The sequence below is a fragment of the Candidatus Ozemobacteraceae bacterium genome (assembly GCA_035373905.1).
Taxonomy (GTDB): Bacteria; Muiribacteriota; Ozemobacteria; order Ozemobacterales; family Ozemobacteraceae; genus MWAR01.
On the sequence record DAOSOK010000005.1, the window covers coordinates 133033 to 149121 of the forward strand.

Consider the following 16089-nt stretch of genomic DNA (forward strand, 5'->3'; position numbering starts at 1 on the left):
ATTTTCATCCCCCTTGAATCACGGAGATCGCGAAGGACACGGCGGTTTCGCAGAAAAAACTGCGGTGATGATTTCCGATTTGCAGGGGCTCATCTGCGGAATGGTTCCCGAAAGGAAGCCCCGATGACGGAGCGCTGAGGCCCCTTTGTGCGCAGGAAGCGATCCGGTCATTTCGGAAACTCCGTGATCGTCGTTCTTGACAGAGGGCGTGGGCGAACATATACTTACTGATAAGTAACCTACTATTTAGTAAATATGATGGAGCGCAGGGATGATGCCGCCAAAGGTTGATTCGGTCTTGTCTTCCGGGGGGTCGCAGATGCGGGAGCGGCTCCTGGAGGTCGCATTGGAGTTGTTTTCCAGGCATGGCTACGGCGGGACAACCGTCAGCGCGATCGTTGCCGCCGCCGGGGTCACCCAGCCCATGCTCTATTACTATTTCAAAAACAAACAGGCGTTGTTCGAAGCGCTGGTCGAACAGGCGCTGATCGGCTACGACCAGCTTCTCCAGCACGACCTGCCCGCCCGCCTGTCCGCCAGGGAGCAACTTCTCGAACTGTGCCGGCAGGGGCTCCTCACATCCGGGCGAAATCCCGTCATGACGAGGCTGTTGTTCAGCCTGGCGTTTTCCCATTCCGAGGAAGTCCGAATCTGCGAGCGTGTCGATGCCGTCGTTCAGCGGTTTCTGAAGACTCTGGAGGGGATCATCCGCCGGGGCATCGCCGCCGGAGAACTGATGGATGCGGATCCTGCGGACCTGGCCTGGGCCATCTATGCCGTCCTGTTCCGGGCGATGGAGTCCTCTCTGATCGACGTGCCGACGAATCCCGGGGTCGAGGGAATGATCCGGGTGATCGCGAACATCCTGCTTCCGCCTCCGGACCAAGAACGTATCCCTGCTGGACGCGCGAAAAGCCGGCCGGCGAAACGGCGCAAAGAGTAATATATATGTTTTACTATTCAAATTGCGTAGCATTTGGTGATTCGCGATGGCTCGGAGAACATCGATGAAGCCGGACGGCATGCGTATCGCATTCCTCGCTCTCGCGGCCGCTCTTGTCGGGCTGTCCGGCTGTGCGGACGGGGAACGGCCGGTGATGAAACGTCCCGTACCCGTGACCGTCGGAACCGTATCCGACCACGAACAGGCGGTTTCGCTCAGATATTCGGGAACCATCGAGCCGGGAATCGTCGTTCCCGTGGCCTTCCGGACCGGGGGATACGTGAAACGAATCGCCGAAATCGTCGAACCCGGGGGGGGGCCGAGGTTCCTGCAGACCGGCGATCGCGTCGCTTCGGGGGCTTTTCTGGCCCAGGTCGAGGACCGCGAATACCGCTCGCGCATGTCTCAGGCGCAGGCGGGCGTTCTCGAAGCACAGTCGGGACTGGTTGCGGCCCAGGCCCAGGCCTCGGCTGCGGAGAACACCGCCCGGCAGGCGCAAGACGATTATCAGCGCGCCGAGCGGCTGTTCGCAAACGACACCATTACCCGCGTCGATCGCGATGCGGCCCGGACGCGCAGTCGCAACGCGGACGAAGCCCTCGCCGCCGCCCGGGCTTCCGTCGAGGCCTTCCGGGCGAAAATCCAGGCGACGCAGGCCATGGTGCGGGAGATCGAATCCGTGACGAGCGACACTTCGGTGCGATCGCCTCTCGACGGATTCGTCCTTTCCCGGAATATCGAGCCCGGGAGCCTCATCGGCCCCGGAACGGTGGGGTTCGTCGTTGCGCAGATGGATCCGCTGAAGCTCCGGTTTTCCATTCCCGACCGGCTCTTGGACAAGGTGTCCGTTGGCATGGAACTCGAAGGCAGGCTCGATTTCCGGCCGGAATACCCGGTGCGGGGAAACGTGACGAACGTTGCCCTGAGCGCAGATCCGAAGACGCGCCTGTTCGACGTCGAGGTCACGATTCCCAATCCCGAGGGTATTCTGAAACCGGGAATGATCGTCCAGATCGGGTTGCCTCCGGACATGGGGAAAGGCGTCGGGCTGATCCCTCTTGAATCCATCGTTCCGGGGCCTGGCGACGGGGAAACCTTCGCCGTATTCCAGGTGACCGCCTCGGAGGGAAAAACCATCGCCCGCCGGCGAGAGGTAAAACTCGGACGGCCGGTGGGCAACCTCATCTCCGTCGATTCGGGCGTTCTTCCCGGCGAAAAAATCGTCATTTCGGGGGCGGCGTTCCTCGAAGACGGCGACCAGGTCCACGTTGTCGATGAGTCGAGGTGAGGCGAGGCCATGTCATCGCATCTCTCCGCCACTCCTCAGGAGGAAACGTCGCTCCAGACGGTCCTTCCCCGGTTTTTTGTCCGGTCCAGGCAGGTCGCCTGGGTTCTGCTGATCTCGGTCCTGCTCTGGGGGGTCTACGGATATTTCGGCATGCCCCAGCGCAAGGATCCGGAAATCCCGGTCCATCTCGCGGTCGCCATCACGGCCTGGCCCGGGGCGTCGGCAGAGAAGATCGAACAACTGGTGACCAGGCGGATCGAGACGAAGGTCGCCGAGAACGCGTGGGTCGAAACCATCGAATCGACGTCGCGCACGAACGTGTCGATCGTGTTCGTGACCCTCGACAAAAGGCTTGCCGAGACGGGCAGGGAGTTCGACGACATCGCGCTCAAGCTGAACGCCGTTCCCCTTCCGGCCGGGGCAGGGCCGATCAATTTCATCAGGGATTTCGGCGACACGTCGGCGCTGATGCTGACCGTCGCGAGCCCCCTCGTCGACGAAAAAGAGATCGAGGTCCGCGCCCGGTTTCTCCAGGATGAAATCCTGAGCCTGCGGGCTGGCACCTCCTCGACCGAGAGGGTTTCCGCCGTGCTGTGCCTGCCGCATTTTCCCGTGCGGGATTTCCTGGCCCGGCCGGTTCAGCTGTTCGCTCAATTTCTGCAGGAGAAAGCCCGGGCGACGGATATTCGTACGTTCGAGATCGCCGGCATGGTGGGGGCCGATTTTTCCAGCCCGCTGCCCGACGAACGGCTCAATGAGCTGATCAAGGCGTTTCTCGAGGACAACATGCGGTGGCCGGAACTCTCGCTCGAAGCCTGGGAGCCGTTCCTCGTGCGTGACCCCGCCGCGACGCGTGAAGCCATGGCCGCGGTGGCAGGGCCGAAGTTTTCATATAGACAGCTCGATACCATGACCGAGCTGATCGAAAAAAACCTCAAGACGCTGCCGCAGGTCTCGAAGGTCAACCGGGTCGGTCTGCTCCAGGAGGCGATCTACCTGGTCTTCAAGCAGGAACGGCTTGCCGCCCACGGGCTCAAACTCGCCGATCTCCCTGCGTTGCTCGAGGCCAGGAACCGCCTTCAGCCGGGGGGCATGCTGAGTATCGCCGACCGCAACATCATGATCGAGGGATCGGGCGCCTTCCAGACCCCGGAGGAGCTCGGCAATGTGCTCCTGTCGGTCGGGAACTCCGGAACGCCGCTCTATCTGCGCGATCTGTTCGAGCAGTTCCGCGGCTACCAGGACCCGCCCAGATTCCTGAACTATCTCTCGAAGCCCGATGCGCGGGGCACATGGAAGCGGTTCCCCGCCGTCACGATCGCCGTGCAGATGCGTCCCGGCGAAAAGATCGGCCGGTTCGGCGCCGAGATAGACAGGGTGCTCGAATCCCTCCGCCAGCAACTTCCGGCCGAGCTGATTCTCGAGCGGACCTCGGATCAGCCGGTCCAGGTCAGCGAAAACATCCATCTGTTCCTCAAGAGTCTGATCGAAGCCGTCATCCTGGTGGTCCTGATCTCCTGGATCGGGTTCTGGGACTGGCGGACCGCGCTGCTGCTGGCCGCATCCATCCCCCTCACGCTGGCGATGACCTTCGGCATGATGCACCTGCTGCGCATCGATCTCCAGCAGGTGTCGATCGCCTCGCTGATCATCGCGCTGGGCCTGCTTGTCGACGTCCCTGTCGTGGCGGGCGATTCGATCAAGCGGCTGCTGGGAAACGGCGTTCCGTCTTCCCAGGCCTGCTGGCTCGGTCCCTCGCGGCTCAACAAGGCGCTGTTCTTCGCCACCCTCACGAACATCGTGGCGTATCTGCCGTTTTTGATGCTGTCCGGCAACGTCGGTCGGTTCCTGTACAGCCTGCCCGTCGTCATCACCTGCTCACTTATAGCTGCTAATATTGTATCGCTGACGTTCGTTCCGCTGGTCAGTCGCTCGCTGCTGCGCCCCGTGCCCGAGCCGTCGATCGCCGAGTTGCGGAAATCCCCGCTGTATGCGGCATACGGGCGGCTCATGGAGACGGCCGTCGCCCACCGGAAGAAAGTCCTGCTGCTTGCGCTCAGCCTCCTGGTGCCCGGTGCGATCGCCTTTTCGAGCCTTCCGCGGCAGTTCTTCGCGAAGGACCTCTCGTATCTGAGTTACGTCGACGTCTGGCTTCCGGATGACGCGCCGCTTTCCGCGACGAACGAGATCGCCGCGAAGGCGGAGAAGGTCATCCGTGACACGGCGGAAAAGTGGGGAGCGGAACATCCCGGCATGAGCGGAGCCACGGGGCGGGTGTTGGCGAATCTGACGACGTTCGTCGGCGGAGGCGGACCCAGGTTCTGGTTCTCCGTCTCGCCCGAACTGCAGCAGCTCAACTACGCCCAGATTCTCGTCGAAGTCACCGACAAGCACGTCACCCGGTTCCTGGTGCCGCGTCTGCAGGAAGCCCTGTCGGAGCAGGTTCCGGGCGCCCGCTTCGATGTCCGGCAGCTGGAAACCGGCGAACCCGTCGGAGTGCCCGTTTCCCTGCGTATCTTCGGGCAGGATCTCACGGAGCTGCGCGAACGAGCGGCGGGCCTCAAAAAACTGCTCTCCGCATGCCCGTTCTCGGAGCGCGTCCGAGACAACTGGGGAACGCCCAATCTGACGCTCTCGCTCGAAACGCTCGGCGACCGGGCCAACCTCTCCGGCATCACGCATCTCGACGTGACATCGGCGGCGGCGATCGCGGTGAACGGCTTTCCCCTGACGAAATACCGGGAAGGCGACAGGGAAATCCCGGTCATAGCCCGCTCCGCCCTTGAGCAGAGGGCCCACCTCTCGGATCTCGAAAACCTGTATGTGTTCTCGCTCCTGACGAACCAGCGGCAGCCGCTCGGCCAGGTCGCCAATCTCCAATACCGGCTGAAGCCCGAGAAGATTCAGCGGCGCAACCAGTTCCGGTGCGTGACCGTCTCGTGCTTCCCGGCGGAAGGCTATCTGCCCTCGCAGGTGATCGCGTGGCTCCGGCCCGGGCTGGCTTCGTTCGCCGAATCCCTTCCCTTGGGATATCGCCTTGAAATCGCCGGCGAACAGGAAAAGCAGGATAAGGGGTTCCGGGAACTGGCGGTCGTGCTCGGCGTCTCAGTCTGCATGATCTACCTGGCGCTCGTGTTCCAGTTTTCCCACGCGCTGAAGCCGCTCATCGTGTTCGGGGCGATCCCGTTCGGAATGCTGGGCGCCGTCCTGATACTGCTCTGGCAGGGCGCACCGTTCGGATTCATGGCGTTTCTTGGGGTCGCCAGCCTGATCGGGGTCATCGTCAGCCACATCATCGTGCTGTTCGACTTTATCGAGGAGGAACGCGAACGCGGCGCCGGCCTGGAGGACGCCCTGCTCGACGCTGGCATCATGCGGCTGAGACCCGTCATGATCACGGTCGCGGCGACCCTCATCGCCCTGCTGCCGCTCGCCAGGCACGGCGGCCCCCTCTGGGAACCCCTCTGTTACGCCCAGATCGGCGGCCTCGCTGTCGCAACGCTGGTCACGCTTCTGCTGGTTCCGACCCTGTATGCCGTGTTTGTCAGGGATCTCGGCCTCGTCGAGTGGCCGGAGCCGGGAAAAGAGAACCGGCAGGAATGATTATCGAATTCTGCTGGATGATGTTCCCCGGGCGCCCTGAGCCTGTCGAAGAGGGCGAGAAGTTCGTGCTTCGACAGGCTCCAGCACGAACGGGTCCGTGAAAACCGGCTTGTGCCGCGCAGAGATATATAGAAAATAGAATTATATTCCCGGATGAGGCGCGAAGAAACGCCCTGCCCTGCGAAAGGCCGTTTCCGGCCTTTTCGCAGGGCGGTGGTCGTCAGCGGAAGATCCGCTTGAAATTCTCCAGGCTGACGGCTTTCTCGAGTTCGATGTCGATGCCGTTGTACGGATCGACCTTGATCCAGTCGGGGAGTTCGTAGCCGATCTTCATTTTGCCGGTTTCGACCCAGGCATACTGCTTCTCGTAGGGATCGTAGTAGACATCGCAGTTCGGATAGTAGATGTAACCGAATTTTCTTCTGTATCCCCAGGCCGGGGCGTGAGCAGGCGGTCCGCGGCGTTTTCCGAAATTCTTTTTGCCGTAGGTGTAGGGAAGGCGCTCGTAATTGATCCGGTGATACTCATACGGGGTTTCGCCGCCGATCCTGATCCGTTCTGTTGCGCCACCCACCGTGTAATGAGCCGGAAGACTGGGGCCGTGGTGCCATTTCCCCGAATCGATCCAGAAATACGTGCGGGTCGTGCGGTTGTAATACACGTTCTGGTTCAGGAAATGGTCGTATTCGTAGGCGACGTTCTTCGGGTGCGGAGCATCTTTTCGCTCCTTCGCCTTCTTGTTCTCGTGATGCTGCTTGGCGAGCGCCTCCGTTTGCGGAAGCAGCAACATGGCGCCGATCACGGCGACCTGGAAACAGTTCATCCAGCGGTTTCTCATCTCAATCCTCCTCTATCAGTTTGGAAAACGCAACCCAGTATATCACGCTCTTCAGCCCAGTGCGCGTAGGGGCGGGTTTGAAACCCGCCCCTATAGAACCTCAACGTGCGTTGCTGCCCGGCTGACGTCAGGCCTTGTCGGTTTTTTCCGGGTAGTTGATCGTGAGGTGGAGCTCGCGGAGCTGCTTCTCGGTGGCCTCGCAGGGGGCGCCCATCAGCAGGTCCATCGCGTTCTGGTTCATCGGGAAAGAGATGACCTCGCGGATGTTCGGTTCGTTGGCGAGCAGCATGACGATGCGATCGATGCCGGGGGCGATGCCGCCGTGCGGCGGGGCGCCGTAAGTGAAGGCGCGGATCATGCCGCCGAATTTGGCGTCGACCTGCTCCTTCGAGTAGCCGGCGATCTCGAACGCCTTGTACATGATGTCGGGCCGGTGGTTGCGGATCGCGCCGCTCGACAGCTCGACGCCGTTACATACGATATCGTATTGATACGCGTTGATCGTCAGCGGGTCCTTGGTCAGAAGCGCTTCGAGGCCGCCCTGGGGCATCGAGAAGGGGTTATGGCTGAAGACGATCTCGTTCGTCTCGGGATCGCGCTCGAACATCGGGAAGTCGGTGATCCAGCAGAACTCGTAGCAGTTCTTGCGGCGCAGGTCGAGCAGGTCGGCGAGCTTCACGCGAATCTTGCCGAGCACGATGGACGCGGCGGTCGGCTGGTCGGCCACGAACAGCAGCGACGAGCCGGCTTCCACGGCCATGCGCTCGCGCAGCGCCTGCTTGACGCCGTCCGTGAGCGGTTTGGACAGCGTGCCCTTGATCTCGCCGCCGGCCGTGTAATGCAGCGTGGCGAGGCCCTTGGCCCCGGCCTCCTTCGCGAGCGCCTCGAGATCGTCGAAGAACTTGCGCGACTTGTCGGCAATACCCGGCACGCAGATTGCGCGCACGGCGCCGTTCCCGGCCACGACCGACTCAAACGCCTTGAAGCCCGACGTCGCGAAGATGTCGGACACATCCTGGATCTTCAGCCCGAACCGCAGGTCGGGCTTGTCGCTGCCGTACGTGCGCATGGCCTCGGCATACGGGATGCGCGGGAAAGGCAGGGGCGTCGACTGCCAGTCGGAGAACTCGGTGAACACACCGTGGATGACCTTGCCGACGGCGTCGAACACGTCGTCCTGCGTGACGAACGACATCTCGACGTCGAGTTGATAGAACTCGCCCGGCGACCGGTCGGCGCGCGCGTCCTCGTCGCGGAAGCAGGGCGCAATCTGGAAGTAGCGGTCGAAGCCGCTGACCATCAGCAGTTGCTTGAACTGCTGCGGCGCCTGGGGCAGGGCATAAAATTTTCCAGGATATAATCGGCTGGGCACGAGGTAGTCGCGGGCGCCTTCCGGAGAGCTGCTGGTGAGGATCGGCGTCTGGAACTCGTTGAAGCCGAGCTCTGTCATGCGGCGCCGGATACTTGAAATGACCCTCGAGCGCAGCAGGATATTCTGGTGCAACTTGTTGCGGCGTAGGTCGAGGAACCGGTAGGAAAGGCGCGTCGCCTCGGGGGCCGTCGTGTCGTCGACGATCGGGAACGGAAGCACCTCGGCCGGTCCCTGCACCGTGAGGGTCGAGATTTCGACCTCGACCGCGCCTGTCGGCATGCGGGTGTTGATGTTCCCCTCGCCGCGCGTGCGGACCGTGCCGTCGATCGTGATGACCGACTCAACCCGTGTCGCGTCGAGCTGGGCATGCACCGGCGTGCCCGGCTGTGCCACGATCTGGGTGAGGCCGTAATTGTCGCGCAGGTCGGCGAACAGCATGCCGCCGAGGTCGCGCTTGCGCTGGATCCAGCCCGACAGCCGAACCTGCTGTCCGATGTGCGTGTCCCGGAGTTCGCCGCAGGTGTGTGAACGATACGTATGCATGATGGCCTCTACCTCGTGTTGGTCAGCATTGAAAGCAGAATTGACGCGGCCGAAGTGTACCGCACGCCGCCGTCGAATGCAAGAGGCCCGGCTTCGAGAGGCACGTCAACCGACGCCGGAAATCGCGACCCGTTGCCGCCGTTCAAGCCTTTCGGAATACAAGCCCGACTCGAAGGGGGAGACGAACGCGGGTATTCGAAAACAGTCTATTCACGCTTTATCAAAAGCAGGGTGATGTCGTCGTCCTGTTGCGGCCGGACCGCCTGGCGGCGGTTCCAGGCGTAAATCGCCGTACAGGATTGCTCCAGGTCTTCCACGACCAGACCCGGGAGGGCCGTCGCGACCTTCTCGTATCCCAGCTGGTCGGACCCCGTATCGGTTTCAATCAGGCCATCGGTGTAGAACAGGAGGGTATCCCCGGGGTTGATCGGGATCTCGACAACCGTTGGAGACAACTTTGCCCGGCTCCCGAGCGGATAACTGTTCCCGATATGTTCGAGCAGCTTCGCATGGTTTCGGATCACATACGGGAAATTGTGTCCCGCATTGATCAATTCGAGAACATGGCGCCGCGTGTCCAGAATTGCCAGGAGGCTGCTCATCATACGTTTGCGCTTCATCACCCGGAAGAGGGAATCATTGAAGGTGGTGGTGAATCGCGCAAGCTGAAAATCCGGAAGACAGTGCTCGACCATGATCTTTGCCATCGCCATCACCATCGCAGCGCCCACGCCGTGTCCGCTGACGTCGCCAATGATGATGAGCGCCCGATCATCGGAGAGCTGTTTGATCTCGAAATAGTCGCCCCCTAGCTCCGATGCGGGATGGCTGCGTCCGAAGACCCGGTAGGGTCCGATCGTCAGCTGCTCCTTTGGGAACAGGTGTTCCTGGACGATGCGACCGACCGCCAGATCTGAGAGTCCCTCCATCATCTGGTTGAATGCCTGGGATAGCCTCCCGAGTTCGTCCGGATCGGCCTCAGGCAGGCGGTGGCTGAAATCGCGGCGAGCGATCGCCTCGATACCGCCAGTCAGTTCGCCGATCGGCTGGAGAAGTCGTTTCGACAGAATGAAGCCGAGGAACAGGATGATCGCGAACAGGGTCGCGGAGAACGCGACCAGGTTACGAATCAGCTGTTGTCGCTCGGCATGGATGAACCGATCGTCGCGGACCGCGACCAGGAGATGGTCGGAAAGCAGGCGGGGTTTGATGCCGGCCACGAGGAGGCGATTTCCGTTCCGGTTTTGAAGCTCGCCGAATTGCGAGCCTCCGAGAATTTCGAGCCGCGCGAGGAATGGACGAAGAGGTTTATAAAGAGGGCTCTTCTGAGGAATCGGGTTGGAGGGCTGGTTCGGTGACCAGCCCATGACGCGGATTCCGGGAAACCGTCGTTCGAAGGAGGGGATGGAACGTACGAGAAAGAATCGTTCAAGGAGATCTCGCTTCCATGCGGCGGCGAACACGCGATCGATCTTGCCGCCCGCACCACGCCACTCGGCCACGGTCGCGTCAGATGAAGATGTTCTATTTCGAGGTGTATCCTCCGTCAGGGGATAAAGGAAGAGCCACCGTTGTTCCCTGAAGATCGAAAACTCGAACACCTTTCCGAGAGCGGACGCTAGGTCGCCGATCGGCATTTCCTCGCCGGCAACGCTCTCGGCGAGGGAAAGCACCAACTCGTCTTCGAGTCCCGGATCTGTTTGATCGAGCAAGGAAATCATTCTCCGGATCAGTGATCCGAGAACCTTGGCCCCGCGTTCATCCTTGATTTCCTTTTCCTGCCATTGGGGATTCCCATAGGTTTGGTATTTGATTTGGGGCTGGCCGAGCTTGTCATACACGATCAGTTCAAAGGGGTTGATCTGACGAACCACGCCCTCCATCAATTTTCGCCAGGATTCCTGGCGATCGAGTCGCCCGCGATTGCGTGGGCTCAGCAGGGCCTCGAGTTGACGCTCGATATCCCTTCGCAGGTCGGCATACTGGCCGTCGAGTGCGTGCAACTGGCGTTCCATAGCAACGGAAGCTTCCTGGGTGCGCCTTCGCTCGAGTTCCGCGAGAGCATCCCATTCCACGAAGCCGATCAGGGTCATGGGGACCCCGCCGGCAAAGGCGAAGAGCAGGAGAAGGCGTGACCGGATGGGAAGGACGAATTCCGTATTCCCGAGCATGAAGCGGGCCGAAATCGTAGCCAGAAGTCCGAAGACCCCGGCCAGAAAAAGAGAAAGCCATACCCGTTTCGACTGGAAGTCGGGAAGCTCGCTTCGGGCCATGGTTCCCCACAGGAAGATTCCCGCGTCGAGCTGATGCAGGGCTACCAGGGACGCCGGCAGGACATGGTGGGCCTGCATGTTCCGCCGGAAGACGCGGAGACCGGCCGAAACGTCGGAAGGAATGATATCTTGGCCTCGAAGATCGGCAATTCCGAGATCGATGACGCGATGTGGGCGAAAGATTCGGAGCTGTCGGGTCTGATCGCGATATGCGAGTTGGTTCCAAGCCGCGGTGTGACGGATGTGAGCGCAAAAAATTCCCCAGTCACCACCGCAATGGACAAGCCAACGCCATTTTCCCGTCGGATCGGCGTCAATGAGCTTTGCCTGGTGGTCGTCCAGCCGTTCCTCGAGATTGACGGCCGGCCCCAGATACCCCTTCAGAACGGCCTTGTGCTTCTTCGCCGCAGCCCGTCGGTTCCCTTCGCCGAAAACCTCGAACAGGCGCGCTGCGATGGCGGGGCCGACCGACGGGGTGAGCTCGGGGGCGATCCGACGTCCGTTCCGATCGACGATCACCAGGCGAAGCAGACCGGGAAAACGGGCGGAAAGGGCGTGCATCGCCTTGCTGGCTGTCTTGGAAAACTCCTCAGGGGGTGCGTTCTTCAAGACCCTGCGAAGGGCTTGGAACTGTTCGCCGAGATAAACCCGGGTGTCACCGCGCTTTCGCATCAGCAGAATCTGTTGGTCGATGCGTGTGAAAGCACGCTCGAGAGCCATCCGCTCCTCACGGTCCCATGTTCGGCCGATTCCTGCCGCCACGATCAGCAGAGGAATGGCGAAGAACACGAGAACGTGGCCAAGCCAGCGGAGGGTCGGCCCGAAACGCTTCACCATCCCCGGGGCAACATCGGATGTTCCTGGGTCGATCAAGGCGGTCCTCTGAGTTCCGAATACCAGGTGCGGTTGACCCCTTCCTGTGCCAGCATCGAGGATATGAACGTGGGGGCGACCATTTCGGAGTAATCGGCCAGGACGACGCCGCGTGGCTTGCTGAGGCTCGTCGGGTCGAGACGATTGAGAGCCCCGGTATCGATGGTGTCGACGAGTTGAAGGGTTACGAAAAAGGCCGATCTCGGAGCGATTCCCTGAAAATCGACGATCTGAATCTCGAAATGATTGACCCGGTCGGAAAGGACGGTCGTCCGCGGGGCTTGTCCGGTGGCCGGATGCGGTCGCTCTTCCCGAATCAGCTCTTTCCGGGGGTCTCCCGGCTTCTTCTGCCGCAATCGGTACGTGATGAAATTGGCCAGATGCGGACGAAGGCCTGAGGGTTCTATTGTAATCGTCTTATCGAGGGGAGCGTGTCGGGGAAAGGCATGGAACCGGTATGTGATGCCCGATGAATCCGGCGACGAGAAAAGCAGATCCTTGAGATTCCATTCGATCGGTCCGTCATCGAACGGCATGCAGGCGGCCTTGAGATCGGCGTGGATCTGACGGAGAACCCGTCGAGCTTCCATCGTGGTCTCGACCTGAAGCATGCCGACCAGCGACGTCCGGGTTCCGGTAAGGAATATCTGGAAGGCGGAAAGCAGAAGGAGAGCTAGGCAGATCACCGCGACCAGCAACTCGATGAGGGTGAATCCTTTTGGGGATCGAAAGGTTCTCATCATTTCGGCAGCTCCACGATCAGGCCTTCGACTGCCACGCCTCCGCGACTCAGCCATGCGGCAGCCCGGCTGGCCTGCTTCGGCTCGACTCGGATGCGTATCCGAACCGCTCGTCGCCCATTTCCGCCTGGAAGACTTTGCGGAGGATCGACCGTAATCTCGCGCCGGAACATCTGCCATTCGAGAGGGTGGCGGATCGCTGAATTCGGTTCGTCACGAAGATCGTTCCACCCCGGTGGAAATTCGGCCAGCGGATGTGCGGCATAATTCGCCACCAGGTCGAACCCGGCGGCCCGGAAGATCTCGAGCGGCTCGAGGGCCGCCTGCATGGCGGCGAACTCATAATACGTATCCATCGACTGGCGATTGGCGGTCGAAGCCACGCTGAGGAATCCCACCAGCACGAGCGCGAAGAAGATCATGGCGATGATCACTTCGACCAGGTTGAACCCGCGTCTCCTCATCCCTCATCCAGCCTTTCAAAAACGACCCAGCGCCCGATGGCCGGGCGATAGATCGGTTGGGCGGGTTGCAATGCCGCGTCATACTTCAGGTGATGTTCCCCCGCGCACCAGAAATGTGTGTTGAGCCGATCCACCACGACCGCTCCGATGATATTCAACGGTCGGCGTGCGATGACCGATCGTCGAAGATCGTCCCCGGCAGCAATCAACGATGCTTCAACCGGTTTGTCCGTGTCGATGACGATATCTCCCTTTCTGGTCAGGAGAACCAGGAGATCCCGCGAGGGATCGGAACGCCGAATTTCGCCGCGGATCTGGAAACCCGGAGCGACGAGAACTCCCTGGCCCGTCACGATCAGGGGGCGCTCCGGCGACCCAAGATCGATGAGGGAGTCGCGCCCTCCGAGAATCTGGACGATTCCGTCGATATGGAGTTTTCCCGCTGTGGGGTCGTACATCCCTGAGCGCAGAAATGCAGCCTTGTCAAAACGCCGTGCCCACAGGCCGAATCCCCCGTATGGCCGGAAACCATCGGGGCCGGTCCGGTCGGGGGAAATGACCGCCTGACGGCGATTGAGGATCGGCATGATCGGGAACGCTGCATCAGTGGGCGGGTTGTTGATGGCCGCTCCGATCGACCCATAGGGAAACGAGGTGTCGAACCTGGAGAACAGCAGATGCCCGGCGCCCTTGGCGGCATCGACTTTCGGCAGTTCACCGTAAAACCGGATATCTGCCGGAGCCGTGAGCCCCTGAGGCGGGGGATTCAGGCCCATCCATGGCTTGGTGAGAATGTCTTTCGCCTTCTCCTTATCGAGCGATGAAATGTCCAGATACAGGGCCGAATGATACAGGAATCGCTGGCGGATCCCGCCTTCCAGAATTTCTCCTGCAAGGGCGGAGTTGACCTGGGCAGGGTCGGGGCCGAGCAGCAGAAATCCCGGTGCCGGCCGATCGTAACGATCGGGAAGATCGCGGGTGTGCCCACCCTGCAGACGCCATTCCTCGTTCCAGAGGTAGGAACGGATCTTCGTGGCGATGTCGGTCGGCCCCTCGCCTGGAACGAGAGCAACGCCGGCTTCGAACTTTCCCTTGACCCGGTCGAATTTTTTCTTCAATTCTTCTGCGAGATAGTCATCGACCGCGCTGCTGTAATTCGATCCCAGTTGCTTTTTTGCTTCCTTGATCTTGTAGTCGAGTTCGTTGGCCATCCAGGTGTCGAGATCGAACAGCACACGACAGTCGGCGTTGGTCACATCGATCGTCGAACCGCAGGAAGGCAACAGGCTCTTTGTCGATTCGTCAAGGTTGAGGAACACGTAGGCGTCACCTGGGCCGTCAGCCCCGCCGAATCGGATTTTGCCGCGCTTTCCGGCCGGGCCGGCGACAGGATCTACCGTGATTCGAACGCGATTCTGGTTCAGCATCAAGCCGCCAGTCTCACGAAACTCCTGCAGCCCCTGCCTCACCAAAAGCGCGTAATCGAGAGCAGCGCCTTGGGCGAATGCAGACCTCGCTCCGTTCGCGTCACGTGGGGTGACGACGACGGCGACCTTGTAGTCGCGGCGACGAACCAGTCGGCAGATCGTCTCGCCCCCAGCGTCGGAAAGCCGGCACTGGGTCGTCAATTCGATTCTTCCAACGCCTTCATTCGGGTCCTTGGAATAGGCGATGTTCTCGTAATCCTGGTTGATGAAATCGACGACCCGGGCCTCGACGGTCAGATTCAGTTCCTGTCGGGCCCGAACCATGCCGCGTGCGACCTCGGTGGTCAGGGGAACGGGTATCGCCAGCTTCCCGGGGTTCTTGCCCTGCCCGATCACCCACCGGGTCTCTGCGGCAGCCTGATTTTCGAAGGCGGCGTCAAGAGAAGCAAAGGCCTCTTCGTCCGCCGCTTCGACGATCTGTCGAAGAACCTCTCCCTGTTCGAGCCGGAAGGCGGTGCGTTGAGCCTGGGTCGTCAACTGAAAAAACGCCAGAGTCAGCCCGGAGATGATGAGAACCAGGAAAAGGACGAGATGCAATGCAATCCCTCGCCTGGCCCAGGCGAATCTATCGAAGCTCATCGTGATCCTCGCTTGTTGTCGGTGCTGAGGTTGCCGAGGCGCTATTCCCCGGAAAATCAAGTTCCGACACGGACGATGCTCCCGATGGGGGGGAAGAGGCGATTGGGAGAGAGGAGGCCAGCGGCGCATCCTTCCCGGGGAATGTCGTAGATGGCTGCCTTCCCAACGCGATCGCCAGGATCGCGGTTCCGACGGCGATCGTGACAATTCCAAGGATGAGCTTCCCTGGCATGCCGAAGAATGGTGCCGGGTCTCCTGCGGGAAGAGGCTCGGCGGCGATTGCTTTCGAGATGCGTGAAGTCAGGGATGGGGCCGGCGGTTGGGGAAACGCGCTGCCGGAACTCCGAAGGCAGGACACAGCCTCCTGCAGGTCGCGACATGCAGGGCAGGCGGCGGCATGATCAGCCAATGAGCCGTCGATACCCTTGTTGCTGACAAGGGCTTCTGCGAAGATTTCACAGAGATTCGGTTCAGTCATGCGAGGCAAGCCTCCGGCGTTCACGGACGATGGCTCTCAGGCGGGCCAGAATTCGATGAAAGCGAACGCGAACGTGGGGTTCCGTTTGATCGACCAATTCGCCGATCTCGCGGTAGGACAACCCTTGAAAAATGCGAAGCTCGATGAGAAGGCGATCGGCCTCCGTAAGAGGCGCCAGGAGCGCCTCGACCTCGACACCCGCCAGCGCGGTATCTTCCACGGCAGGCCCGGTCGAAGCACGCTCGGAGAGAATTTGCATTTCCGTCAGGATATAGGTGGGTTTGTTGAGGTCACGGGACAAATTCCGTGCGATTCCCAACAGCCATCCGAGGAATGGGCGGGACGTCTGGTAGGAAGCCAGATATCGAAAAGCCCGGAGGAAGGTCTCCTGAAGCAGGTCGTCAAGGCGATCGGGGGGATGTCCGAATCCGCGAAGATAGGCTTGAACCGAATGTAAATGCCGGACGACGAGGGGGTCGAACGACTCCCGGTGCCCGGCAAGAACCTGCGCGATCAGCTCGAGATCGGGCGAGTGTGAAGTTCCATCAGGCATGTCGGTCAACCGGGCGTCTCATGGGAAAACCGGACAAGTCGGAGGAAAGCGGGGC

Annotated in this window: 10 protein-coding genes; 3 read left to right on the top strand and 7 right to left on the bottom strand. The window is 61.0% G+C overall.

The window, feature by feature from the left end; genetic code table 11:
- Window positions 1-319: 319 nt before the first annotated feature.
- From PLU72_03780 to PLU72_03790, 3 genes are all read left to right on the top strand, one after another.
- A complete protein-coding gene (locus tag PLU72_03780; GenBank protein HOT27285.1) occupies window positions 320-943 on the top strand; it encodes a TetR/AcrR family transcriptional regulator in 624 nt (207 codons plus the stop codon).
- A gap of 64 nt (window positions 944-1007) precedes the next feature.
- Entirely contained in the window at window positions 1008-2231 is a 1224-nt protein-coding gene (locus PLU72_03785) for an efflux RND transporter periplasmic adaptor subunit (protein ID HOT27286.1), read from the top strand.
- 9 nt (window positions 2232-2240) lie between these two features.
- Window positions 2241-5834 carry an efflux RND transporter permease subunit gene (locus PLU72_03790; protein HOT27287.1) on the top strand — a complete coding sequence of 1198 codons (3594 nt, stop codon included), beginning with the start codon at window positions 2241-2243 and terminating at the stop codon, window positions 5832-5834.
- 220 nt (window positions 5835-6054) lie between these two features.
- On the opposite strand, the gene PLU72_03795 is transcribed toward PLU72_03790, so the two are convergent.
- The 7 genes from PLU72_03795 to PLU72_03825 all read right to left on the bottom strand — a co-directional run bounded on the left by PLU72_03795 (window position 6055) and on the right by PLU72_03825 (window position 16034).
- Window positions 6055-6672: a hypothetical protein gene (locus tag PLU72_03795; GenBank protein ID HOT27288.1), complete on the bottom strand. Its 618-nt coding sequence runs from the start codon at window positions 6670-6672 to the stop codon at window positions 6055-6057.
- 127 nt (window positions 6673-6799) lie between these two features.
- A complete protein-coding gene (gene aspS, locus PLU72_03800; protein HOT27289.1) occupies window positions 6800-8587 on the bottom strand; it encodes an aspartate--tRNA ligase in 1788 nt (595 codons plus the stop codon).
- Between the two features lie 206 nt (window positions 8588-8793).
- A complete protein-coding gene (locus PLU72_03805; GenBank protein ID HOT27290.1) occupies window positions 8794-11733 on the bottom strand; it encodes a SpoIIE family protein phosphatase in 2940 nt (979 codons plus the stop codon).
- Window positions 11730-12476: a prepilin-type N-terminal cleavage/methylation domain-containing protein gene (locus PLU72_03810; protein HOT27291.1), complete on the bottom strand. Its 747-nt coding sequence runs from the start codon at window positions 12474-12476 to the stop codon at window positions 11730-11732. Before PLU72_03810 ends, PLU72_03805 begins: the two co-directional genes overlap by 4 nt.
- Entirely contained in the window at window positions 12473-12937 is a 465-nt protein-coding gene (locus PLU72_03815; GenBank protein HOT27292.1) for a hypothetical protein, read from the bottom strand. Before PLU72_03815 ends, PLU72_03810 begins: the two co-directional genes overlap by 4 nt.
- Window positions 12934-15003, bottom strand: coding sequence for a hypothetical protein (locus PLU72_03820; protein HOT27293.1), 2070 nt, complete (start codon window positions 15001-15003; stop codon window positions 12934-12936). The genes PLU72_03815 and PLU72_03820 overlap by 4 nt, the downstream gene beginning before the upstream one ends.
- 470 nt (window positions 15004-15473) lie before the next feature.
- Window positions 15474-16034, bottom strand: a complete 561-nt coding sequence (locus PLU72_03825; GenBank protein ID HOT27294.1) for an RNA polymerase sigma factor — start codon at window positions 16032-16034, stop codon at window positions 15474-15476.
- Window positions 16035-16089 lie beyond the last annotated feature (55 nt).

Coding starts and splice junctions, on each gene's coding strand:
- PLU72_03780 (HOT27285.1), top strand. CDS start 320: ATGCGGGAGCGGCTCCTGGAGGTCGCATTGGAGTTGTTTTCCAGGCAT.
- PLU72_03785 (HOT27286.1), top strand. CDS start 1,008: ATGAAGCCGGACGGCATGCGTATCGCATTCCTCGCTCTCGCGGCCGCT.
- PLU72_03790 (HOT27287.1), top strand. CDS start 2,241: ATGTCATCGCATCTCTCCGCCACTCCTCAGGAGGAAACGTCGCTCCAG.
- PLU72_03795 (HOT27288.1), bottom strand. CDS start 6,672: ATGAGAAACCGCTGGATGAACTGTTTCCAGGTCGCCGTGATCGGCGCC.
- aspS (HOT27289.1), bottom strand. CDS start 8,587: ATGCATACGTATCGTTCACACACCTGCGGCGAACTCCGGGACACGCAC.
- PLU72_03810 (HOT27291.1), bottom strand. CDS start 12,476: ATGATGAGAACCTTTCGATCCCCAAAAGGATTCACCCTCATCGAGTTG.
- PLU72_03815 (HOT27292.1), bottom strand. CDS start 12,937: ATGAGGAGACGCGGGTTCAACCTGGTCGAAGTGATCATCGCCATGATC.
- PLU72_03820 (HOT27293.1), bottom strand. CDS start 15,003: ATGAGCTTCGATAGATTCGCCTGGGCCAGGCGAGGGATTGCATTGCAT.
- PLU72_03825 (HOT27294.1), bottom strand. CDS start 16,034: ATGCCTGATGGAACTTCACACTCGCCCGATCTCGAGCTGATCGCGCAG.